Source organism: Phormidium tenue FACHB-1050, assembly GCF_014696925.1.
Lineage (GTDB): Bacteria > Cyanobacteriota > Cyanobacteriia > Pseudanabaenales > Pseudanabaenaceae > Pseudanabaena.
Genome location: NZ_JACJQY010000035.1, coordinates 1 through 23,008 on the forward strand (window position 1 = coordinate 1; position 23,008 = coordinate 23,008).

The window sequence follows — 23,008 nt, forward strand, 5'->3', positions numbered from 1 at the left end:
GAAATAGGTTAATCTCTTTCATAGGGGTTTTATTTGTGATGTGGTTATCTTTTATAAAACCCCTTCCTGCCTACTTTTGCAACTTTTTGTCCTGTACTAAGGAAATTCAGTTAATGTTTGCACCTTTATCTCAATCTAGACGCGATCGCCATCCCCAACATCTTGCTGAAGTTGTGGCAACTTCTACAACTGAATTTTTAGCTCAATGCCTTGAACCTGACAATCTCGATTTCCCATTGATGCCAGCTTTTGGTAGTTGGGTGAAGTCACAACAGGATGAAAATAGTGACGTGATTGCCTATGGGGTGGTTTATCATGCGACGACAGCACCGATTGATTCTGTTCACCGTGCTGTTGCCCTAGGACTTAGCCTACAAGAGTTGCGCGAACAACAACCTCAAATTTTTGCAATGCTCCGTTCCGAAATCAAAGTTGTCCTACTGGGCTTTAGTTCTGTTGGTAATATCTATCAGCACTTACCTTCGCAACCACCTCAAATCCATCAAGCGGTTTATGGTTGCGAAGATTCAGAAATTGAGAACTTTACGGAAGAATTAAATTTTTTAAGAACCTTAGTCCAGATGACGAATGCGCCTGTCGATGAGTTAATTGCCGCAGTATTACGCAATGTCTATCAGGTGAGAAAATGCGATCGCAATTGGTTAGTTCAAGCAGGTCGCAAGCTGAGCATTTTATTAAAGGATGACTACGATCGCCTCGGCGCAATCTTAGGACAAGTCCATCCTTGACTAGGAAAAAGAAACCAGTTGTTTGTGGGGAGGCAAATTATGAATTGCCTCTACTCTTTTGCGATCGCTATTACTTTTTTGACTTCTGAGACTTTTTATTAGGTAGCTTTTGTAGCTTCTGCACTTGCTTAGCGGTTAGTCCAGTCAATTGCGCTATAACATCTACAGAAATGTTAGAGAGCAGCATATTTAGGGCAATTTGATTAGTTGCTTTGACTAAGCCTTTAGCCTCACCTTCAGCTAAGCCTCTAGCCTTACCTTCAGCTAGACCTTCATGTAATATTTCTTGATAAATTACTGATTCTTTCATGATGTCGCTCCTGAGTAATCTTTTGATGATTTCTTTGCTTAGGGCTATACCAGATATTATAGCGGTCGAGGCGGCGACGTTACTTTGGAGTTGTTTATCGGCAATATTTTCGATTTGTCTCGCCACTTGTCTTAAGGTTTCTTCGGGGGCATTAGTTTGGGATAGAGGGGCAAAGGGTAATAGTCCTTGGTATTGCTGAAATATTGCCGTTGGTTGTTCCCATAGTCTGATCACGTTGAAGTTATGGATTAGCTCGCCAAGGTTGAAGGTGGTTTCATGGACTAGATGCGATCGCGAGGGGCTGAGATAGATGACGACTTGATGGACTTTGCGATCGGGATATTTACGATCAATGCTCAAGGATGCAGATGATGAATTTTTAATTGATCTGGCTTTGAAAGCACAAGCAGATTTTATCATCACTTACAATCAAAGGGATTTGCAACCAGTTGAAAGGTTTGGAATTCAAGTTGTTACGCCTAAACAATTTTTACAGATAATTGGAGAGGTTGAGTTATGAGAGTTATTGCTGATATTCCTGATGTTCTATACCAACAGTTGGAATCTTTTGCTCAAAGAGAACAAATTCCTATAGATGGATTAGTGGCGATCACATTATCGTCTCAGCTTGCTGTGTGGTCAACTAGGGATTATTTAGCAGAGAAGTCAAGGCGGGTGAGTTTGGGATGCGTTTGAGAAGGTGTTGGCGAAAGTGCCTAATGGGGAACCTGATGAGCGCGATCGCTTGTAAGTGGCTGCGTTGTGGGGTTTGGGCGATCGCCTATTTGTCTAGGTTTAAATTTATTTAAGCCCCCTAAATCCCCCAGAATTGGTGGATTTAGGGGGCTTTTATTTTCTTGTTCCCCCAGAATTGGGGGCTAGGGGGCAGATAACGATAATTTTTCCTTTTTCCTTTCTACTTTTTCCTTGAAAACTGCATATGGTCAATATCCTGAAATGTAGATAAGATGATAAGTACGCAGATCAGGATATGGCTATGAATTTAGGCTCTCGCAAAGGTGGTGTTAAGGCTTCTCGTTTTTATGGGTTGGTGTTTGTGGCTTTGACTGGGGTTTTGGGTGTGGTGTCGCCGCCTGATTTGGGTTTAATGGTGGCTGAGGCACAAACAGTAAAAGATCGCAAAGCAGAAGCAGATCGGCTTTTTTATCAAGGAGTTCAGCAATTTCAAACTAGCAAATTTGAATCCGCATTACAGTTATGGCAGCAAGCTTTGACAATTTATCGGGAGATCAAAGACCGTCTTGGTGAGGGAGCAACGCTAGTAAATCTGGGAATCGCTTACGAATCCATAGGCAAATATGACAAAGTGATTGAGTTCCATCTGCAAAGATTGGAACTTGTGCGGGAAATCAAAGACCGTCTTGGGGAAGGACAGGCACTGGGAAATTTGGGGATAGCTTATTATAGACTCGGCAAGTCTGATAAAGCAATCGAGTTTCATCTACAAGCATTAATAATCTTACGGGAAATAAAAAATCTTCAAGCAGAGCAGAGCATACTAGGAAGTCTAGGAAGTCTTGGAATTGCTTACTATTCACTCAGCAAATATGACAAAGCAATCGAATATTTTCAGCAAGCCTTGGAAAATGCAAGAAAATTAGGAGATCGGAATATTGAGAGGATTTCGCTGAGCAGTTTAGGGAACACATACGATAGGCTAAAACAATACCAGCAATCAATTGATTATTATCAACAATCTCTAGAGATTGCCAGACAAATTAATGATCTTAATAACCAAAGGGATACTCTGAATAGATTGGGAATTGGATACGGAAATCTGAACCAATATGAGAAAGCGATCAATTTCTTCCAACAGTCTTTGGCAATCGCTAATCAACTTGGAGATACCAATGGTGTAAAAGCTGCTATGAGAAATTTGGGTAGAGCATACAGTCAACTAAGACAGTATCAAAAAGCCATTAATTCCTATCAGCAATCTTTGGTGATTGCTAGACAAACACGAGATCTCAATGGGGAGGCAGACTCACTTAGTGGTCTGGGAAATTCATACTATAGTCTCAGCCAATATCAAAAGGCAATTGATTATCACCAGCAATCTCTAGTTCTATTTAGGAAAATTGGATATCTATCTGGAGAAGCAGAATCACTTCGTGGTCTGGGGATTTCATACTATAGTCTCAGCCAATATCAAAAAGCAATTGATTATCACCAGCAATCTTTAGCAATAGCAAAGAAAATTGCAGATGTAGATTTACAAGAATCTGCTCTGGGAAATCTTGCAACTGTGTATATATTTCTAGGACAGGATCAAAAAGCTATTGATTTATATCAACAAGCTATAGTAAATGCGAGACAAATTAGAAATAATAGTGAAGTGATTTGGCTTAACAATCTCGGCATTACATTTAGTAATCTAGGACAGTACAAAAAAGCAGTGGATTACTTTAATCAATCTTTGGCAATCGTCAAAGAATATTCTGATCCTAGTGTTGAAGGATCTTTGCTCGGCAATCTAGGATATTTGTACGGCAGACTAGGAGAATATCAGACAGCAATTGATTTTCATCAACGATCATTAATGATCTTCAAGCAAATTGGTAATCGTCAAGATGAAGGCGTAGCGCTTATAGGTCTTGGTCATGCATACAACGTACTAGGAAAGTATCAGCAAGCAGTTGATTTTTATCAGCAATCTTTAGGAGTCTTTAAGCAAATTAAAGACCGCACGAGAGAACATCATTCTCTCAGCTACTTGGGCTTAACCTTTAAGAATCTTAATCAATCCGAAGTATCTATTCTATTTTATAAACAATCCGTTAATGTAACTGAATCTATTCGCAAGGGTATTACAAAACTTGTAAAAGAAGACCAAAGATTCTATTTAGAGACTGTTGAAAGATCTTATCGCCGCCTTACCGATCTCCTTCTCAAACAAGGAAGAATCATGGAAGCACTACAAGTCCTCGACCTCCTCAAAGTCCAAGAACTCGAAGACTATTTCAAAAACATCAAAGGCAGTGACAGATCGGCGCAAGGTGTCCGACTTTTAGAACCAGAGAAAGCTATTAGCGAGAAACTGTTAGCGGTTAACTTTGACAATAGCAAAGAAATCAATAGCCAACTTGCTAATCAAATCCAACAACTTCCCAAATCAGAAATCAATAAAGTTCCCGACTATCTCCAAAAAATCCCTCAAGGCACAGCTTTACTTTATCCCTTGATTTTAGATGACAGACTCGAAATCATTCTCTTCTCACCCAACACCATCCCCATCAGCCGCACCGTCAAAATCTCGCAAAAAGAACTAGAAACTTTAGTGATTGATTTTAGAGCTGCACTCCTTGATGCTGGCTCTGAAGATGTCAAAGAACCTGCGGCACAACTCTACAAATTGCTGATTAAACCCATCGAAGCCGAACTCATCCAAGCCAAAGCCACCACAATCCTCTATGCACCCGATGGCATCTTGCGCTATATTCCCATCGCCGCACTCTATGACGGCAAACAATGGCTAGCAGAGAAATATCAAATTAGTAATCTGATTGCCTATAGCCTCTTTGACTTTTCCGCACAACCTAAAAACTCACCCAACATCCTCGCAGGAGCCTTTGGTGGTAAAGCAGGAGAGAAAAAGCATGGACAAAATGCTTTGCCAGCGACGCTTACAGAAGTCAAAGCGATCGCAAATTCATTCCAAAACTCAGTTATCTTAACCGAAGAAGCATTTAGCCGCCAAGCGATCGAATCGAAATTCAAAAACCATAATGTGCTTCACCTTGCTACCCATGCAGAATTTAATACTGGCGCACCAGATAAATCTTTCATCATCTTCGGCAATGGCGACAAAATCCGCTTAGGTGAAATCACCGATTGGCAGATTCCGAATATAGAGTTGATCGTCTTGAGTGCCTGTCAGACTGGAGTTGGTAAGCTGGGCGATGGTGTGGAAATTTTGGGCTTTGGCTATCAAGTGCAGAAAGCAGGAGCAAAACAGGCGATCGCTTCTCTTTGGAAAGTCGATGATGCTGGTACACAGGCTCTGATGGTAGCGTTTTATCAAGAGTTACAAAAAGGCGATGTCACGGTTACAGAAGCATTACGCCGAGCGCAAGTTTCTCTGATTAAATCACCTAATTTCAATCATCCTAATTACTGGTCAGCATTCTTTGCGATCGGTAATGGGTTATAAGTACCTGTGCAAAATATTAATGGCGATCGTCACTAAGCGATCGCTTAGTGACGATCGCCATTAATATTTTGCAAATACTCTCAGCGTAAAGCTTTGACTCCCATTTGTCGCTTAATCCCAAATCGCTGTAAAATTCTAGTCAAAGTCTATAAATTAACTCTTAAAAATGTCACAATATCACAAACCTACAGTCATTATCACAGGTGCATCTTCAGGCGTTGGTTTATGGTCAGCCAAAGCAATGGCAGATAAAGGCTGGCATATCGTTATGGCTTGCCGCAATATCCCCAAAACCGAAAAAGCCGCCGAATCTGTCGGTATTTCTAAAGATAGCTACACAATCATCCAAGTTGATCTTGGTTCCTTGGTCAGTGTTCGCGAATTTGTGGCTAAGTTCCGTGCGACGGGAATGCCCCTTGATGCCCTGTTGTGCAATGCCGCGATCTATATGCCTTTACTCAAAGAACCCTTGCGATCGCCTGAAGGCTTTGAGTTGACGATGACCACCAATCACCTCAGTCACTTCCTCCTCTGCAATCTCCTGCTAGAGGATATGAAAAAGTCCACCCATCCCGATCGCCGTATGGTCATTTTGGGAACCGTTACTCACAACCCCGACGAACTGGGCGGCAAGATTCCTCCACAGCCCGATCTCGGTAATCTTGAAGGGTTTGAGAAAGGCTTTAAACCACCAATCTCAATGGCAAACGGCAAAAAATTTGAACCAGTTCGCGCTTACAAAGAGAGCAAGGTTTGCAATATCTTGACCATGCGCGAATTGCACCGCCGCTACCATGAGTCCACTGGGATCACCTTTACTTCCCTTTACCCTGGTTGTGTCGCTGACACACCTCTCTTCCGTAATCACTACCCTCTCTTTCAGAAACTATTCCCATTATTCCAAAAGAACATCACCAAGGGATATGTTACTCAGGAGCTATCAGGAGAGAGAGTTGCTGCTGTCATCGCTGATCCTGAATACAAGCAATCGGGAGCCTACTGGAGTTGGGGTAATCGTCAGAAAAAGGATGGTAAGTCTTTTGTGCAGACTGTCTCTCCTCAAGCCCGTGATGATGCTAGAGCCGAGCGCCTGTGGGACTTGAGTGCGAAGTTAGTCAGACTTGTCTAAGACATGAGAGGCAGCGCAATGCGCCGCCCCTCATAAATAAAAGAAAAGCGGCGCATTGCGCCGCTTTTCTTTTATTTAGTAGCAGCAGCCTTTTTAGTGGTTGTGGCTTTTTTAGTAGTTTTAGCAGCGGTCTTAGTGGTTGTGGCTTTAGTTGCGGCGGACTTGGTAGTAGTCTTTTTCGTGGTAGTTTTCTTGGGTTCGCTAGACGCGGACTTAGTGCGCTTACTAGTGCTTTTGCCAGACTTACTTGCTAACATCGATAGCGCCTCTTCTAAGGTCAGCCCTTCCACAGTTTGCTCCTTAGTCAGAGATACGTTGACCTTGCCATGCTTCACGTATGCACCATACTTACCATCAAGAATCTCGATCGCTTCATCATCACTGGGATGCTTACCAAGGGATTTCAATACTTTCGCCGCCGATGCTCCTCGCAGAGTCTTGGGTTGCGCTAGTAGTTCTAAGGCGCGTTCAAAGGTGATGCTGTAGGGATCATCCGTCGATTTTAGCGATCGGTTGTCGTCCTTGTCGCCATTACCTTTGGTATGACAAACATAGGGACCAAACCGTCCCGTATTCACAAACACCCGATTACCAGTATCAGGATGTGCGCCTAATGTGCGTGGCAAAGCCAATAACTTGACAGCAATATCAACAGTGACATTTTCTGGTTGCATTCCCTTCGGCAATGAAGCGCGTTTAGGTTTAGGAACAGTTTCCGTCGCTTGACCTAGCTGCACATAGGGACCGTACTGCCCCATCATCATGAAGATTGGCTCATTCAGTTCTGGATGAATACCAACTTGATCGGGTCCTTCCAGTTTCTGTTTAAGTAAGAGTTCAATCTTTTCAGGAACCAAATCAGAAGGAGTGAGGTTCTGAGGAATGGAAGAATTAACCGTGCGATCGCCTTCTCCAACTTGAATATAAGCACCAAACTTACCGATTTTGACTTTGACATCATCATCTAAGCCTTCCAGACGTACTGTTCGCGCCGCTTCGCCGTCAATGAGACTATCGCGAGACTTTACCTGTCCGCTTAAGCCTTGCTCACCCGAATAAAATTTCTTGAGATAGGGGAGCCATTCCACACTACCCGTAGAAATATCATCAAGGGTTTGCTCCATTTTAGACGTGAAACTAGGATCGACTAAGTTGGGGAAATGCTCCTCTAATAAACTGGTAACAGCAAAAGCCGTGAAGGTGGGAATCAACGCATTATTCACTAGCTGTACATAGCCGCGATCGCAGATCGTACCGATAATGCTGGCGTAGGTACTAGGACGACCGATGCCTTCACTTTCGAGCATTTTCACAAGAGCAGCTTCGGTATAACGGGCGGGAGGCTGAGTTTCATGTCCGACCGTATTTAACTCACGACAAACAGGATGATCGCCAATTTTTAGCGGTGGCAACATTACCTCTTTTTCTTCAAGCGCCGCATCGGGATCATCGGAGCCTTCGACGTAAGCGCGGAAAAATCCTGCAAAATCAATACGTTTGCCTGAAGCTCGGAAAATTGCGTCTTCAACGGTTAGCTGCACGCTGAGCATGGTTAGCTGAGCATCCGCCATTTGTGAGGCAACGGTGCGCTTCCAAATTAGGTCATAGAGCGCTAGCTCCCGTCCTGACAACCCCGTTTCTTGAGGCGTACGAAAAGTTTCACCTGCGGGACGGATTGCTTCGTGAGCTTCCTGTGCGCCTTTTGATTTGGTCACATACTGGCGTGGCTCTTTGCTGAGGAAGTTACTGCCGTACATCGTGGTCACACATGTCCGTGCGGCGGCGATCGCCTGTTGTGACAAATGCACCGAGTCAGTACGCATATAGGTGATGAAACCTTGCTCATACAGAGCTTGGGCTACCCGCATCGAGTCCCTTGCTGATAGACGCAATTTACGGTTGGCTTCTTGTTGTAACGTCGAGGTGGTGAAAGGTGGTGAAGGCTTGCGCGTAGTGGGGCGTTCATCCAGATTGCTCACTGACCAGACTTTGCCATTTAAACGCTGTTGCAAAGCGATCGCCGCCGCTTCATCCAACAATAAAACCTTGCGACCTCTAGCAATTTTGCCCGTCGATTCGTCAAAGTCTTTACCCGTAGCTACATTTGTGCCGCCGACCGAGACTAACTGCACAGGAAATTCCTGTTTCGGCGCATAGAGATTTGCCTTCAAATCCCAATAGCTACCTGATTTAAAAGCGCGGCGTTCACGTTCACGATTGACGATTAACCGCACAGCGACAGACTGCACTCGACCAGCCGACAAACCCCATGCGATTTTTTTCCATAGCAAAGGTGAGAGGGTGTAACCCACAAGGCGATCAAGAATGCGGCGCGTTTCTTGGGCATGGACAAGGCGATCGTCAATCTGGCGACAATTTTTTAATGCGCCCTTAATTGCCTCAGAGGTAATCTCATGGAAAACCATGCGCTTAATTGGTACTTTGGGCTGCAAGATTTGCAATAAATGCCAAGAAATACTTTCCCCTTCACGGTCTTCGTCAGTCGCTAGGATCAATTCCTTGACACCTTTTAATGCTGACTTGAGTTCGCGGACGATCTTTTTCTTATCGTCTGGCACGATGTAGAGTGGCTCAAAGTCAGCATCAACATTCACGCCGAGCTTAGCCCATTCCGTACCCTTTAGGTCGGCAGGAATATCACTAGCTGATTGTGGCAAATCGCGCACATGCCCCATAGATGCCTCTACTCGATATCCAGCAGGCAAAAAGTTGCGAATGGTGCGGGCTTTAGTGGGCGATTCGACAATAACAAGGGTAGACATATTAGCCTGCAAGGTTCGCGGTAATCAAAATAACGGGAAGATCAATAAGCAATTAATCATCAAAATTAAGGGCTTATTTAAATACCCTCTTAACCTATATACAATGTTTATGCGGAAAATTACTATTTTTTAGTAGGACGGTAACTACACTAGCAAGTTTCCCGCAACTACTAGTTGCCAATTTAGCGATTTAATGCATTGGACTCAATTAATGCATGTAAAGCCATATCTTGCAAGATCGTTTGTTGGCAAACAGCCTATAAATTGCCCTTACTTTTCACGGGATCTTTGAAAGGCATAACAGAAAAGTCTTTCAGGGAAAGAGCCCAGATGAGGTTAAAGTATAAAAAAAGCAAGAAAAAGCAGGGAAGAAAAAATGATGAACTGGTGGGACAAGAATTTTGTAAGTTGTGAATTAGGGGATGAGAGACTAAGCGACAGAGCGTACGCAATCGGCAAAAAAATAAGTGAAGGATTTGGGAAAGCGTTGTCCGAGATATTCATGCATTGGCTCTGAGTTAAAAAGAGCTTATGAGTTTTCGCCAATCGGAAAACAGAATTTAGCAAGATCATAAAACCACACTGTCAAATGACCAGTGAAGCCGTGGAAGAACAAGAAGAGGTCTTATGCATAGGAGATACCACCTATCTAGATTATGGCAAAATTAAAGCCAAACGGGAAGGTTATGGACCAACAGGAAACGGTGGGAACGGATTAATTCTGCATAGTGCCTTAGCGATCGCCCCCGAACAAGGACAAGTAATCGGGTTGTTATGGCAAAAATTGTGGAACCGCGAACCGAAAGCCAAGCCACCGCAAGATGAAACTCCAGAAGCAAAAAAACAGCGACTTGCCATAGCGAGAAAAGCAGCGCGAAAAAGGTCATTCAACGATAAAGAATCTTATCGATGGGTAGAAGCAATGAGCGAAGTCGAGCATCAAGTCAGTAGCAACACCCATGTAATTCATATTTTCGACCGTGAAGGAGATATCACCGAAGTCTTCGACCAAGTGCGACAACTGCAACATACAGGGGTATTAGTAAGAGCAGCCCATGACCGTAGCTTAGGCCAAAATAGCGAACGACTATGGCAAAAACTGGAGTCGCAACCTGTAAGATTTGAACAAGAAATCAAAGTACCAGAGACTGGTAAACGTAAAGCCCGTATCGCGAAACTGGCAGTACGATTTTCCAAGGTGCAACTACGGGTTCCCTATCGTTTTGACAATCGTGACCCATTAACCGTTTATGCTGTCTATGCAACGGAAATCGATTGCCCAGAAGGTGAAACCTCTTTGGAATGGATGCTGTTGACCACCGAAGTTGTAGAAGAACTAGAGACTGCCATTAAGATTTTACGTTGGTATACTTACCGTTGGCGTGTGGAAGATTTCCATAAAATCTTTAAGTCTGGCTGTCAGTGTGAGCGCTATAGACTTGCTGCTGAAGGGATGAAGACATTGTTAGGCTTTTTAAGTGTCTGTGCGGTTGAGCTTTTGCAGATTACTTATCTCCATCGCAATCAGCCTGATGCTCCTGCGGTTGAGATTCTTTCTCCTGTCCAAATTCAGGTTTTAAAGGCTAGATTTCCTAAATCTCCTCCTGTCTTAACTGTTGCTTGGGCTATCGAGTCGATTGCTTTCCTTGGCGGGTATCTTGAACATCGTCGTAAATCTCCCATTGGCATTCAATTCCTCTGGCGGGGCTGGTCTAATCTACGTGAACTTTGCCAAGGTTGGCTTCTTGCTCAAATTCATACTTAACGGGAAAAGTAAGGTGCTGTAAAGGCGATCATCATTGGTCAAGTTAAGTAAAGTATATTAAAATATCAGAATATAACAAGGATAGGCAAAAATATGAGTCTTTGCATTAACCCTAATTGTCGAAATCCTGCTGCATCCCTGACCCAAAACAACCCTTTCTGTCAGGATTGTGGCTCTGACTTGTTGATTCATGGTTCTTATAGAGCCGTGAGACTTATAGGGGAGGGAGGATTTGCGAAAACCTATGAAGTACTAGAGGGGGGAACACCTAGAGTCTTAAAAGTTTTACTACCTTGCCATTCTTCTAATCAGAAAGCTGTTGAGCTTTTTCAGCAAGAAGCAGTTATTTTGAGTCGTCTGAATCATTCTGGGATTCCTAAAATTACATCGAACGGTTGTTTTACTTTTCTACCCAGAGGTCAGCACAATGATCCTCTTCATTGTTTTGTAATGGAAAAAATTACTGGAGTTGATCTGGAGGTATGGATGGAAAATCGGAAAGGACAAGTCATCCCCTTAGATTTGGCACTCGATTGGCTGAAACAGTTAGCGCAACTGTTGAACCTCATCCATCAACAGCAATATTTTCATAGAGATATTAAGCCATCGAATATCATGCTTCGTCCGAATGGACAGCTTGTATTGATTGATTTTGGGGCTGCTAGGGAGATGACAAATACCTACATGGCAAAAATGGTTAGAGGATCAGTTTTAACGAGTATTGGCTCCCCAGGGTATATACCGCCAGAACAGGCAAATGGGAAAGGCGTTCCGCAGTCTGACTTTTTCTCTTTGGGGCGTACTTTTGTCTATTTACTGACGGGGCAATCACCAAGCAATTTTCCAGAGAGTCCAACTACGGGACAGATGATATGGCATTCTAGCGCTCCAAAAATTCCGAGTTTATTGTTGGAATTTGTAGATCAGTTGATGTCACCATTTGTGGGTAATAGACCTAAAAATGCTCAAGAGGTTTTACAAAAACTTCAACAGATTGAGATAGACATCCAAAAAACGGTTTCTGTAAATGGGAAAATAGGGGCGGTGCGTCAGACTGGCAAAAACAAGCTAAATCTTAAATATTTGCTGTGGGCTATTCCTGTTACATCGTTGAGCGTTATTAGCTATCTGGGGTTTAACTCATTCGCTGGCAGAGTTACCAAACCTATGCAAGTTACTGAGTCAGAAATTTTACCAGCCCCTATTTCCACTCCTGTCTCTCAGCCAATACTGGTTCCTGTGCAAACTCCTGTAACTAAGTCTGAGGTAAAGAATAAGGCTATAGAAATTAAGCCAAGTGCTAAGCCGAGTCTCAGTACGTCAGAACAAGATAGCATCAGGTTATCCGAGGAGAAGAGAAGGCAACAAGAGGTTTTGAGGCAAGAACAGGAAAAAGTTGCCGCGAGGCAAAGGGCTTTAGAGCAAGAAAGAGAAGTAGCTCTTCAGAGACAGTATGAGACGGAAAGGCAGGCTAACCCACCAAAACAGGAGGCAACTACAAATATTTATGAAAATATTCAGGTAACTTCAAATCCTGTTAGTATTAATCCTACCGAACCAGTGAGAGATCAACAGGTATCGGCATCGGGGGCGGCAGCGCCTTGGGAGGGGACTCCTCAAAAGACTAGTGTTGACGAAATTTCTGATGTAATTAGAGAAACACGCAAATAAAGGTTAAACATGAAAGTTTTTAATTTTAAATCAGCTTTGGCAATGTTGACATTTTCTGCAATGTCGCTATTTTTTCAAGCTCCGACTCAGGCTCAGGTTAATAAACAGCTTTTATCGGATGTGATTAAAAGCTGTCAGAGAGATATGAGTATTGATTATTTCAAGAGAATGGGCATCCTTGTTAGAAAGTTGAACACTGAACCTTCATCAAGAACGCAGAAAGTTTGCATTCAGTATCGTTACTATTATGGATCTGTTATTGAGCAGTTCCCTTGGCTACCTGATTCTGGGGAGATTGTGCCAGGTTATTCGGCATCTGTGGCATTATCGGCTTCGACATATTTGTATAATGAGTGGGGGGTGGCGACTGAAGTGGCGACTGAAGAACAAATACTAAAATGTGTTACAAGTAAAGTTTTTAATGGAGGTAATGAATGTTCTTGGACTCGGTTCAGGCGTTACTATGATTATAGAAATAGTGCGCAGCCAGATGATTTTTTACCGCTCGTCTGTCCTAAATGCGTAGTTGCTCATGATGATGCTTCTAACTCGGAACTTAACAGAGGTTTTATCAACTGGTTTTTGTCATTGGATAAATCAAAAAGGCGAGATGTAGTGTCTTTGCTATCATCTTCTGATATACTGTATAACCTGGCGAAAAAAAAACGCATGGCAGCCGAATCATACGAAGATGCTCTAACAAAAATTGAACAAGATGAAAAAGCCCAGCGTAGAAGGAATTTGCTAGGTCAGTAAACCCGAATCTAAAATGTACTGCAAATGCGCTCAATGTTGGGCGCATTTTTCATTTTTGTATTTATTTAGCGAAAACTAAAATGTCAATCTGTTGATAATTCTTACTTTTCCCGCTATCTCTGAAACACTATCTATACAAGGGTTTCAAGAACAAGTACATTGTCATTAAGTAAAACTTATTGACAATGTACAACGCTAGAATAAGGTTTGTGGCGGTAGGCATGTTGACGGTTACGCTGGAATGAAAAGATAACGGGAAAAGTAAGATAAATTGCCACGATATTGAGAAAAGTTGGCAATGCTTTCTAGGGAGTGATTTCCAGGGTACAGCTTGCCGTTAATTTCCCATGTGGGATAAGCTCGAATTTTTTTGTCTCGGCAAAGTTGGGTTTGAGGCTTGACACCGCGCCGATCGCATTCAATGACTTCTAAGTGTTTTACAGCTTCCTTACCAAAACGTTGTTTTTGGCTATGACAATGGGGACACCAATAGGCTGTATATAGCTTTGCGCCGATTTTACGCAAATGCTTGGCTAAGGCGATCTCATTGACTCTTGATGTTGTTGTCACCGTGGGAGCTGCTTCTTGGGCGATCGCAGTCTCAGTCAATTGCGGCGAAAATGTAACAGCAGAGAAACCTGTGATTGTGATACTAGCGATCGCTAGCCCCACGGAGGCTAATGTAGAAGCAGTTTGGCGAAACTTCATAAATCAGGTGAGTTCAACGTTGCTATTTTAACCATAATTATTGACACTAAATTAGAGTGGGTAATGCTCACCTTCCCAAAGAAATTAATTATGTCAAAACTCAAAAATCTCAAGATTGCGATCGTGCATGAATGGTTTGTGACCTACGCAGGATCGGAGCGCGTGGTTGAACAAATTTTAAATTTATTTCCCCACGCGGATCTGCTTGCAGTCGTAGATTTTCTCAATGACTCTCAACGGGGATTTATTCAAAATAAGCCTGTTAAGACTACTTTTATTCAAAAATTACCCTTTGCTAAAGCTAAGTTTCGCCAATATTTGCCACTCATGCCCTTAGCGATCGAGCAACTTGATCTATCAGCATATGACTTAATTATTTCTAGTTCCCATGCTGTCGCCAAAGGAGTCCTAACTGCGCCACATCAATTACATATTTCCTATGTGCATTCCCCCATTCGTTACGCTTGGGACTTACAACATCAATATCTTAAAGAATCAAACTTAGAACGGGGGATTAAAAGCTGGATCGCCCGATGGATCTTACATCAAATTAGGATTTGGGATACACGTACAGCCAACGGAGTCGATCTATTTGTGGCTAATTCCGAATTTATTGCCCGTCGGATTCATAAAGTCTATCGGAGATCGGCGACAGTAATCTATCCACCCGTAGATCTGCAAAATTACACACTTTGCGAACAAAAGCAGGAATTCTATCTCACTGCTTCCCGATTAGTTCCCTATAAACGCATTGATCTGATTGTGGAAGCTTTTTCGCAGATGAGCGATCGCTCCTTAATCGTCATTGGTGATGGAGAACAAATGGCAAAAATTCGCGCCAAGGCAAGCAGTAACATCAAATTTCTGGGTCATCTAGAACCAGAGGCTTTGCGCGAATATATGCAAAAGGCGAGAGCCTTTGTGTTTGCGGCTGAGGAGGATTTTGGGATTACACCTGTAGAGGCACAAGCCTGCGGTACACCAGTGATTGCCTATGGTCGTGGTGGTGTCTGTGAATCAGTGCGTGGCTTAGATTGCGATCGCCCCACGGGTGTATTTTTTGCGGAGCAGTCAGTGGCGAGTATCCATGCAGCAGTGCTTGAGTTTGAGAAGAATAGCGATCGCATATCACCTAAAATCTGTCACGAAAATGCCATGCGCTTCTCAACCGAGAGATTTCAAGCAGAGTTTTTAGAATTTGTAGAACAGGCTTGGCGCGATCGCTAGAATACGCACAAAAAAAGGGGCGCATAGCGCCCCTTTTTGATTATGATTGCAGCTTTTTCGATTCAATTAACATTGAATCGATGAGTGGTTGAAGAATCAACTCCATCGCAAAGCCCATCTTGCCACCAGGAACAACCAAAGTCGTGTGGCGAGACATGAAGGAATCATGGATCATGTCTAGTAGATAAGGGAAGTCAATATGGAACTTCTCACGGAAGCAACGATTGGTGTGAATGATGACAAAGCTTTCATCAAGTGTGGGAATATCACGACAGATGAAAGGATTGGAAGTGTCAACGGTCGGAACACGCTGGAAGTTGATATGAGTTTTGGAGAACTGAGGTGCGATGTAATTTACATAGTCAGGCATCCGACGCAAAATTGTATCGACGATCGCTTCAGCACTATAGCCACGTTCAGCATTATCGCGATGGATTTTTTGAATCCATTCCAAATTTACAATGGGAACTACACCCACTAATAGATCAACATACTGAGCAACATCAATATCTTTGGCAACGATACCACCATGCAATCCTTCATAAAACAGCATATCTGTGCCAGATTCGATACTTTCCCAAGGAGTGAATTCTCCAGGTTTTGCCTCAGTACCTAGGCGACCGTTGTGAAACTCAGCCTCTTCAGTACTGTGCAGGTAGTAGCGTCTTTGACCATTACCTGTTTCGCCATATTCTTTGAAAAGAGCTTCGAGCTTATCTAACACGTTAGCGTCTAATCCGAAGTGACTCATGTTGCGCCCTTCAGCCGCAGCTTGCTTCATCACTTCACGCATTTCTAGACGGTTATATTTGTGATAGCTATCGCCTTCAACGATCGCTGCCTTAATATTTTCCATCAAAAAAATATGTTCAAAAGCACGTTTGACCGTACTAGTACCAGCCCCAGATGAACCTGTTACAGAAATAACTGGATGTTTTGCAGACAAATTTTTGCTCCTTAATTTTGTTTAATCAATGTGCTTTTTATTAACGTGAGGTTTATGCAATTTAATAAAGAACCCGATTTTTAATGGCACGGATTCGCCGCGCCATCAAAAATTGGTTCTTTATCTTACGGCAAAGCCCTAAGTGTGATCGTTCGCAAACGAAGAGTCACAAAAAATATTAAAACTACTATACCTTTGTATATAGCGCCCAAGAAAGCAAAATTTAGGGCAAAGTTTTCACACATGATTTCTGGTCTATCAAAATTACCGCAAAAATTCACTGAACCTTTAACTATTGGCAATGTCATCCTCCAAAGTCGGGTGTTGCAATCGCCATTGTCGGGGGTGACGGACTTGGTGTTTCGGCGGTTAGTGCGGCGGTATGCTCCCGATTCGATGCTTTATACCGAGATGATCAGTGCTACGGATTTGCATCATATGAAAGCTTTGCCCAAGTTGATGGAGATCGATCGCCATGAAACACCGATTAGTATTCAGCTTTTTGATTGTCGTCCCGATTTTTTAGCAGAGGCGGCGCAAAAGGCAGTTGCTGAGGGTGCTGACACCGTAGATATTAATATGGGCTGTCCTGTTAATAAAATCACCAAAAAAGGTGGTGGCTCATCTCTGTTACGACAGCCAGAGCTTGCCGAGCAAATAGTTCGCTCAGTAGTTAATGCTGTGGATATCCCTGTGACCGTGAAAACGCGGATCGGTTGGGACGATGCCGAAATTACGATTTTGGACTTTGCTAAGCGCATGGAGGATGCGGGGGCAAAGATGATCACTGTCCACGCCAGAACGCGATCGCAGGGCTATACGGGTAATGCTAAGTGGGAATGGATTCGTAAAGTTAAAGAAGTGCTGACGATTCCTGTGATTGCTAATGGGGATATTTTCTCGGTAGATGCGGCGATCTCTTGTTTAGAGCAAACGGGTGCGGATGGGGTTATGTGTTCACGAGGGACTCTGGGCTATCCATTTTTGGTAGGCGAGGTCGATCATTTTTTAAAAACGGGTGAATATTTATCCAAACCATCACCTATTCAATGCTTAGAAGTTGCCAAAGAGCATTTACAGGGGCTGTGGGATTACAAAGGTATCCGTGGTATTCGTCAATCTCGTAAGCATATGACTTGGTATGCCAAGGGTTTTGTGGGGGCGGCGGCTCTGCGCGATCGCCTCTGTCGGATTGAGTCGGTGCAAGATGGCTTTGATTGTTTAGATGAGGCGATCGCCAAATTGGCTCGTCATCAGGAGGATTTTTGGATACTTTCAGATGAAGATATGGCAGAAATGATCGCCATGAAGCAATAATAAAACTCAAGAACTATTTTTTTGGAGGCTGGCAAAGTCGCCCTCACAAAAAACGGGTTCTTGACTATAATTTTCACTGTGCGAAGCACGGCGCAAATCACCTAACTTTATCAAGAAGCATCATGCAACAAATATTTAGTCGTCGTAATTTGCGCCTGTTTATCATCATCTTTGTGTTAACGGTGCTGATGTTTGGGCTGGGGTGGTTTATATTTTTGCGCCCCGAAATTTCTAGCCTCAATAAAACCGCCCAAACTGCTGGTTCTAGTCTTCAAAACATTACCCTCACCGAATTTGACGCAAATGGCAAACTGCTTTGGGAAATTCAAGCCAAACGCGCTAACTATCGGGAAGATCGCAAAATTGCTGATGTGGAAGATGTAGAAGGGAAATTTTATCGCGATGGGGAACTACTTATGGAAACCACTGGCGATAAGGGAACTATCGATCAACTTAGCAAAGAAATTTCCCTAGATGGCAATATTAAGGCGATCGCTGTCCAAGAAAAGATCAATATGAAAGCCGATCGCATGGTCTGGAAATCGGAAGAAGATCTGCTCAAAGCCACAGGCAAAATTCAGATTGATAAGCCTGAGGATAAGCTGACCATGACAGGCAAAGAATTAACGGCTAAACCTAGTACTAATGTGTACAGCTTAGAAAAACAAGTAATTGTGACTGCGGTGGAACCACCATTAGAAATGAAAAGCGAGAAAGTTACTTGGGATGCCAAGAGCGATCGCGTGTTTACGGATGTTCCGATTTCTGTAATTCAAATCAAAGATAAATTGCAACTAACTGCCAATAAAGGCAATTGGGATATTCAGAAAAAGGAAGTTACTTTCACAGGTGATATCAAAGCTAAAGATCCGAACCTAGATGTTGATATTGAGGCGGCTCAAGCCATTTGGAATCTTGAGAAAAAGTTGGTAACTCTACCAGTAGCCTTTACTGGAACTAGTAAAGGTCGGGGTATTGTTGTGAAGGCTCAAAAGGGAGAAGCTCAAATCGACAAGGAACAGATTAATCTCACGGGTCAAGTATCGGCAAGTTTTAGTTCTACGCAAGGTGTCGTTAATGCCGACAAAGTGGAATGGCTAATTCCCACAAAAACGATTACAGCCGAGGGTAATATCGTCTATAAACAACCCGACAAAAATCTCAACGTTAGTGGCGATCGCGCTGTAGCTAATCTCGAAACACAAACTGTCACAGTCACAGGTACAAATGTCCTTTCCACATTAAATCCTTAAAAGTTATACCAAAACACAAAATGGTTATGCCATTTTGTGTTTTGGTATAACTCTAATTGGGTTTGCTTCTTAATGGAGCAAAGTGTTGCCACACTCTCGTTCGTTGGTAATACTTATCTCTACCAAAAAGAGAAAAGTGGCACTTCGTGCCGCCTTTCTCTTTTTGTTATTAGATTACGCGATCATTACCGCCATCAATGGGAACTTGAGCCGCCGTTGTGCAAGCAAACAAAGCTCCACACATCTCTGCGGCAAGTTCGGCAACATGACGACTGGTAACTTCTACTTTAAGCAGATTATTCGTTTTATATTCCTCAATCGTTAATCCATAATGCTGAGCGCGAGAAGTTAATACCTCCTCTGTCCAGATGCCCGTATCAAATACCGCATTAGGATGCAAAGTATTGATGCGAATGCGATCGCTGCTCCATTCTAAAGCCGCTACCCGCATTAACTGAGTGAGCGCCGCCTTCGATGCGGAATAAGCCGCCGCCGCAGGACCAGGAGCAGGGACATTTTTGGAACCGATCGCCACAACGCGACCACCATTAGGCGCAAGTTTCAGCAATGGATAGGCTTCGCGCATCAGGACTAGATTTGCTTCCAGATTGATCTGCATCACCTTTTGCCATGTGGCGGTATCGAGGTTTTCGATGCGACATCCTGACGGAAAAATCCCTGCATTGAGAATGAGGATATCTAGACCACCAAAGGCTTTGACGGCTTGATCAAGGGAAGTAGCGATCGCACTTTCATCACTGACATCGCAAGTAATGCCGACAAAATCGGGGCGATCATAAAGTTTCTCAATGGCGGGATTAATATCTAAGCCAACTACCGCCGCGCCACGCTTTAATAATGAGTCTACGCAAGCTTTACCAATTCCTGAAGCCGCACCTGTGACTAGAGCAATTTCACCCATAAAAGCGGGAGAAGAACCGCCTTTTTTCAGTTTTGCCTGTTCCAATTCCCAATATTCCACCGCAAAGATATCGCTAGCAGGTAATGCTTGATAGCCTCCCAAAAGTTGCGATCTCTGGATAATTTCCATTGTATGATCATAGATATCTGCGACGATCTTTGCCTCCTTTGCGGATTTACCAACGGTGACTAACCCTAACTGGTGATCGATAATCACACGGGGTGCAGGATCGAGAATCGTTACTGGTTGGGCTGATTTAGGAGCTTCTTCGGCAAAATAAGCTCTATAGGATTCCGCATAGGCTTTTACATCTCTGCCAACTAAAGGTAAGCGTTTAGTCCGAATCACATGATCGGGAGTCGCGCAACCCTGTTGGGAAATAATATTCACATCTTCCCTTTGAGCAAAGGCTAAGCTTTTCTCGTCAGTATGGGAACTGAGAACGACGGGAAATCCTGTGACTTGAGCAACTTCGGAGCGTAGTTTAGAGATCTCTAATCTTGCCTTTCTTTCTCTAATTAGAGAAGCTGGTGGTGAGATCTCCCAAGCCTGATGGTTGTTTAGATAAGCCTCTGCGCGATCGACTAGTGCAATCATCCGCTCATAGGATTCCTGTGCGGTTTCCCCAAAGGAGAAAATACCGTGATTCATTAACACCATGCCAATTGTGCGATCGCTTTTCTCCGTCGCAAATTTCTCAGCACAGACTCGCGCTAGGTCAAACCCTGGCATCACATAGGGAATGATCACCACATCATCGCCATAGATTTCTTGAATGCGTTCCCATCCATTCGTGGTATTTGTCACGGAAATGACCGCGTCAGCATGGGTATGATCGACAAATTTGTAAGGCAAACTCGCATGGAGAATTGTTTCTACCGATGGCGCAGGTGCACTCGCCTTGGTCATTTGCGTCTTCAGTTCATTCACCATTTGTGAGTCGGACAGAACTTGTAACTTCGCTAATTTCAATAAATGCGCCATCCGCACAGGTGCAAAACCTGCCTCAGCGATCGTCTCTAAATCCCAACCACTTCCTTTAACATAAAGAATCTCTTCTTCTTCACCAACAATATTCTTTTCACAGATTTTGACGGAAGTATTGCCCCCACCATGTAGAACAAGCGATGGATCGCGCCCTAATAACCTTGATGTATATACCCTTAAGCCTAAGTCGGTTTTATACTCAGCAGCTTCGCGATCGCTCCACAAACTTTTCATTTTTTTGAAATTCCTAAACGATTTTTAAATAAATTCAAATAAAGTAGGGGCAAAGCATTCCCAAAGAAACCCATAAATTTTGAGATTGTTTTAGTTTGGGAATGCTTTGCCCTAAACTCGCAACGCAGGGACAATTTATCGGTGAAAACAAAGAGGGTAGAGCTTTTGCATTTTGAGATGATCGGTGAGGAGTATCAAAATATTGGCGCAAATGCTCTACCCCTACAAGTTTGTTGTTGTAAATTGTTATGGGCGCGAATAAATCATGACAATAATGTACAAGGAGGATGTTGCTTACCCTAATGGTTAGATGGCGACAATGCACTCAATTTCGACAAGTGCCTCGAGGGGAAGTCGAGCGACTTGGACGGTAGAACGGGCTGGAAATGGAGCAAGAAAATACTTGCCGTAGATCGCATTTACTTTGGGGAAATCTGCCATATCTGCGAGAAATACGGTGGTTTTAATCACGTTGGTGATGTCTGCACCTGCTTCAGCGAGAACGGCTTGAATATTCTTGATCACCTGTTCAGCTTGTTCTTCGACCGTAGTAGCAACGATTTTGCCGATCGCAGGATCAATCGCAATTTGTCCTGCCATAAACATTAATTTGCTGGTAGCAGGAATAGCGATCGCTTGGTTATAGGGACCAACGGGTTCAGGAGCATTGGCGCTACGGATTACTTCTTTTTGACTCATGCTTGATATTTTTTCAATAGATCCAAGGCTAAGTATAAAATCTTTTGGCGATGCCTTATCAACTCCTTGGCTTAACACCACAATTTGCCATCATCTTGTATCAATGTAAGCTTTTAATTAATGTGATTGATTAGTTTTTAAGTAGGCGGTTGAAATAGCTTGGATGGTAAGAAACGCATTCCCCCTTCGTCTTCTCGTCGAATGAGTACTCCTCGATCTTCCATAGATTTGAGAGTTGGTAGTAATGACACAAAAGTTGGAGCATCAAGTTTAGCTAAATCTTCATCTTTGATATCTTCGCTAATGCCTCCTGCTTGGTGGGCAATATAAAGTAAATTGAGTAACTGAGGTGTAAGAGAATGGGTGTAATCTTGTTGAACAATTTGCCAGATATCTGTAAAGGCTTCTAAATTAATTTCGTCATATCCTTTAGAAACAGCTTGACGTAAAACCTTTTCGCAAATGGTGTTTAGTTGTCGAGGAAATCCTTGAGCATAGTCAGTAATTAATGCTATGGCTTCTTCAGTGAATGGATAGCAATCATCACGATGAGATAGTCTGGCACTATTCAGATAATTGATAACAATATGCCGTAAATCGTCGGGGTGCATGATTGGAAGATTAATATCTTCGGAAAATATGCCTAGAGCTTTTAGAGTCGCTTCTTGCAGATCGGTAAAACCTCTACCTGTGATGATGAAGGCGCGATTTTTGCTATTACGGAAGAGATCAAGGCTACCTTCTAGGATAGTTTGGACAACGATGGGGTCTTTTTTGTCAAAATCATCTATAGCAAAGACTATACGATTGTAGTACTGTTCAGCTTTTTCTAATTGACGAATAAGTAACGGGTAGGGATCGCTGTTGGCGATGGGCGTGATGAGATTAGAAGGAGTTTCATCTTTGAGGCTAAAGGAAAATATTCCTAAACTAACTTTACCTTCTGTTGAGGTTTTGGTACGTTGAATGGAGTAGCCTAATAGAGTCTTAACAATGTCTTGCGCTTCAGGGTCTTCTTTGAGGCTGTCGGCGATCGCCATTAATAATGCGCGATAAAAATCTACGGGCTTTTCGCCAGGGATGCTACTGAGGTAGAGAACTAGCATCTTTTCGTCTAATTCCACTACTTCTTGTTGTAGCTGATAGATGAGATTGAGAATTAAGGAGGTTTTACCAATCCCCCAAGCCCCTCGAATCAAGACATTTCTGCCTTCATAAAGTGCGGGAATAGCATTATCTAGTTCTTGGTCACGTCCATAAAATATTTTTGCCAATACCTCAGGATCTTCGGGTGGCGTAGGGCGAAATGGATTCTCTTTTAGTTGCCATTTTTGAAGCGATGATTGGTGATTGCCAAGCCGAGATTTTTTAGTTGCCATAA

Annotated in this window: 17 protein-coding genes and 1 pseudogene; 11 read left to right on the forward strand and 7 right to left on the reverse strand. The window is 43.1% G+C overall.

Translation table 11 applies throughout. The features are described 5' to 3' along the window. Positions 1–113 precede the first annotated feature (113 nt). Positions 114–749 carry an HAS-barrel domain-containing protein gene (locus tag H6G05_RS18245; protein WP_190580098.1) on the forward strand — a complete coding sequence of 212 codons (636 nt, stop codon included), beginning with the start codon at positions 114–116 and terminating at the stop codon, positions 747–749. 70 nt (positions 750–819) lie between these two features. Here H6G05_RS18245 and H6G05_RS18250 read toward each other — a convergent pair whose 3' ends face one another. Beyond that, on the reverse strand, positions 820–1,479 hold the full coding sequence (locus tag H6G05_RS18250) for an RpnC/YadD family protein (protein WP_242025619.1): 660 nt from the start codon (positions 1,477–1,479) through the stop codon (positions 820–822). On the opposite strand from H6G05_RS18250, the gene H6G05_RS26045 reads away from it, so the two are divergent. The 4 genes from H6G05_RS26045 to H6G05_RS18265 all read left to right on the forward strand — a co-directional run bounded on the left by H6G05_RS26045 (position 1,412) and on the right by H6G05_RS18265 (position 6,359). After that, positions 1,412–1,579, forward strand: a complete 168-nt coding sequence (locus H6G05_RS26045; RefSeq protein WP_339383112.1) for a PIN domain-containing protein — start codon at positions 1,412–1,414, stop codon at positions 1,577–1,579. The genes H6G05_RS18250 and H6G05_RS26045 overlap by 68 nt on opposite strands. Next, complete coding sequence (locus H6G05_RS18255; RefSeq protein ID WP_199310633.1) at positions 1,576–1,755, forward strand: hypothetical protein; 180 nt, start codon at positions 1,576–1,578, stop codon at positions 1,753–1,755. The genes H6G05_RS26045 and H6G05_RS18255 overlap by 4 nt, the downstream gene beginning before the upstream one ends. A gap of 295 nt (positions 1,756–2,050) precedes the next feature. Continuing rightward, complete coding sequence (locus H6G05_RS18260; protein WP_190580100.1) at positions 2,051–5,230, forward strand: CHAT domain-containing protein; 3,180 nt, start codon at positions 2,051–2,053, stop codon at positions 5,228–5,230. 166 nt (positions 5,231–5,396) lie between these two features. After that, entirely contained in the window at positions 5,397–6,359 is a 963-nt protein-coding gene (locus H6G05_RS18265) for a protochlorophyllide reductase (RefSeq protein ID WP_190580102.1), read from the forward strand. Positions 6,360–6,430: 71 nt separating this feature from the next. On the opposite strand, the gene topA is transcribed toward H6G05_RS18265, so the two are convergent. Further along, positions 6,431–9,142, reverse strand: coding sequence for a type I DNA topoisomerase (topA, locus tag H6G05_RS18270; RefSeq protein WP_190580103.1), 2,712 nt, complete (start codon positions 9,140–9,142; stop codon positions 6,431–6,433). A 376-nt stretch (positions 9,143–9,518) separates the two neighbouring features. Here topA and H6G05_RS18280 point away from each other — a divergent pair. The 3 genes and pseudogenes from H6G05_RS18280 to H6G05_RS18290 all read left to right on the forward strand — a co-directional run bounded on the left by H6G05_RS18280 (position 9,519) and on the right by H6G05_RS18290 (position 13,334). Continuing rightward, a pseudogene (locus H6G05_RS18280) lies at positions 9,519–10,907 on the forward strand (IS4 family transposase). 93 nt (positions 10,908–11,000) lie between these two features. After that, positions 11,001–12,578 carry a serine/threonine protein kinase gene (locus H6G05_RS18285; protein WP_190580105.1) on the forward strand — a complete coding sequence of 526 codons (1,578 nt, stop codon included), beginning with the start codon at positions 11,001–11,003 and terminating at the stop codon, positions 12,576–12,578. Positions 12,579–12,587: 9 nt separating this feature from the next. Next, on the forward strand, positions 12,588–13,334 hold the full coding sequence (locus H6G05_RS18290) for a hypothetical protein (RefSeq protein WP_190580107.1): 747 nt from the start codon (positions 12,588–12,590) through the stop codon (positions 13,332–13,334). Between the two features lie 231 nt (positions 13,335–13,565). On the opposite strand, the gene H6G05_RS18295 is transcribed toward H6G05_RS18290, so the two are convergent. Continuing rightward, positions 13,566–14,042: a protein disulfide isomerase family protein gene (locus H6G05_RS18295; protein WP_190580110.1), complete on the reverse strand. Its 477-nt coding sequence runs from the start codon at positions 14,040–14,042 to the stop codon at positions 13,566–13,568. A 90-nt stretch (positions 14,043–14,132) separates the two neighbouring features. Here H6G05_RS18295 and H6G05_RS18300 point away from each other — a divergent pair, with 90 nt between their 5' ends. Further along, positions 14,133–15,269 carry a glycosyltransferase family 4 protein gene (locus tag H6G05_RS18300; protein WP_190580112.1) on the forward strand — a complete coding sequence of 379 codons (1,137 nt, stop codon included), beginning with the start codon at positions 14,133–14,135 and terminating at the stop codon, positions 15,267–15,269. 40 nt (positions 15,270–15,309) lie between these two features. On the opposite strand, the gene H6G05_RS18305 is transcribed toward H6G05_RS18300, so the two are convergent. Continuing rightward, a complete protein-coding gene (locus H6G05_RS18305) occupies positions 15,310–16,215 on the reverse strand; it encodes a phosphoribulokinase (protein ID WP_190580114.1) in 906 nt (301 codons plus the stop codon). A 243-nt stretch (positions 16,216–16,458) separates the two neighbouring features. Here H6G05_RS18305 and dusB point away from each other — a divergent pair, with 243 nt between their 5' ends. Together dusB and lptC are read left to right on the forward strand one after the other, a co-directional pair. Next, a complete protein-coding gene (gene dusB / locus H6G05_RS18310; RefSeq protein WP_190580116.1) occupies positions 16,459–17,532 on the forward strand; it encodes a tRNA dihydrouridine synthase DusB in 1,074 nt (357 codons plus the stop codon). Between the two features lie 122 nt (positions 17,533–17,654). Continuing rightward, complete coding sequence (gene lptC / locus H6G05_RS18315) at positions 17,655–18,785, forward strand: LPS export ABC transporter periplasmic protein LptC (RefSeq protein ID WP_190580118.1); 1,131 nt, start codon at positions 17,655–17,657, stop codon at positions 18,783–18,785. 169 nt (positions 18,786–18,954) lie between these two features. On the opposite strand, the gene H6G05_RS18320 is transcribed toward lptC, so the two are convergent. From H6G05_RS18320 to H6G05_RS18330, 3 genes are all read right to left on the reverse strand, one after another. After that, entirely contained in the window at positions 18,955–20,928 is a 1,974-nt protein-coding gene (locus H6G05_RS18320) for a bifunctional aldolase/short-chain dehydrogenase (RefSeq protein ID WP_190580121.1), read from the reverse strand. Positions 20,929–21,234: 306 nt separating this feature from the next. Next, positions 21,235–21,627 (reverse strand): Rid family detoxifying hydrolase, encoded by a 393-nt coding sequence (locus tag H6G05_RS18325; RefSeq protein WP_190580122.1) that lies wholly within the window; start codon positions 21,625–21,627, stop codon positions 21,235–21,237. Between the two features lie 137 nt (positions 21,628–21,764). Continuing rightward, a complete protein-coding gene (locus H6G05_RS18330) occupies positions 21,765–23,006 on the reverse strand; it encodes a P-loop NTPase fold protein (RefSeq protein ID WP_190580139.1) in 1,242 nt (413 codons plus the stop codon). Between the last annotated feature and the right edge of the window lie 2 nt (positions 23,007–23,008).

Coding starts and splice junctions, on each gene's coding strand:
- H6G05_RS18325 (WP_190580122.1), bottom strand. CDS start 21,627: ATGAGTCAAAAAGAAGTAATCCGTAGCGCCAATGCTCCTGAACCCGTT.
- H6G05_RS18290 (WP_190580107.1), top strand. CDS start 12,588: ATGAAAGTTTTTAATTTTAAATCAGCTTTGGCAATGTTGACATTTTCT.
- H6G05_RS18300 (WP_190580112.1), top strand. CDS start 14,133: ATGTCAAAACTCAAAAATCTCAAGATTGCGATCGTGCATGAATGGTTT.
- topA (WP_190580103.1), bottom strand. CDS start 9,142: ATGTCTACCCTTGTTATTGTCGAATCGCCCACTAAAGCCCGCACCATT.
- H6G05_RS18295 (WP_190580110.1), bottom strand. CDS start 14,042: ATGAAGTTTCGCCAAACTGCTTCTACATTAGCCTCCGTGGGGCTAGCG.
- H6G05_RS26045 (WP_339383112.1), top strand. CDS start 1,412: ATGCTCAAGGATGCAGATGATGAATTTTTAATTGATCTGGCTTTGAAA.
- dusB (WP_190580116.1), top strand. CDS start 16,459: ATGATTTCTGGTCTATCAAAATTACCGCAAAAATTCACTGAACCTTTA.
- H6G05_RS18320 (WP_190580121.1), bottom strand. CDS start 20,928: ATGAAAAGTTTGTGGAGCGATCGCGAAGCTGCTGAGTATAAAACCGAC.
- H6G05_RS18245 (WP_190580098.1), top strand. CDS start 114: ATGTTTGCACCTTTATCTCAATCTAGACGCGATCGCCATCCCCAACAT.
- H6G05_RS18250 (WP_242025619.1), bottom strand. CDS start 1,479: ATGATAAAATCTGCTTGTGCTTTCAAAGCCAGATCAATTAAAAATTCA.
- H6G05_RS18330 (WP_190580139.1), bottom strand. CDS start 23,006: ATGGCAACTAAAAAATCTCGGCTTGGCAATCACCAATCATCGCTTCAA.
- H6G05_RS18260 (WP_190580100.1), top strand. CDS start 2,051: ATGGCTATGAATTTAGGCTCTCGCAAAGGTGGTGTTAAGGCTTCTCGT.
- H6G05_RS18285 (WP_190580105.1), top strand. CDS start 11,001: ATGAGTCTTTGCATTAACCCTAATTGTCGAAATCCTGCTGCATCCCTG.
- H6G05_RS18265 (WP_190580102.1), top strand. CDS start 5,397: ATGTCACAATATCACAAACCTACAGTCATTATCACAGGTGCATCTTCA.
- lptC (WP_190580118.1), top strand. CDS start 17,655: ATGCAACAAATATTTAGTCGTCGTAATTTGCGCCTGTTTATCATCATC.
- H6G05_RS18255 (WP_199310633.1), top strand. CDS start 1,576: ATGAGAGTTATTGCTGATATTCCTGATGTTCTATACCAACAGTTGGAA.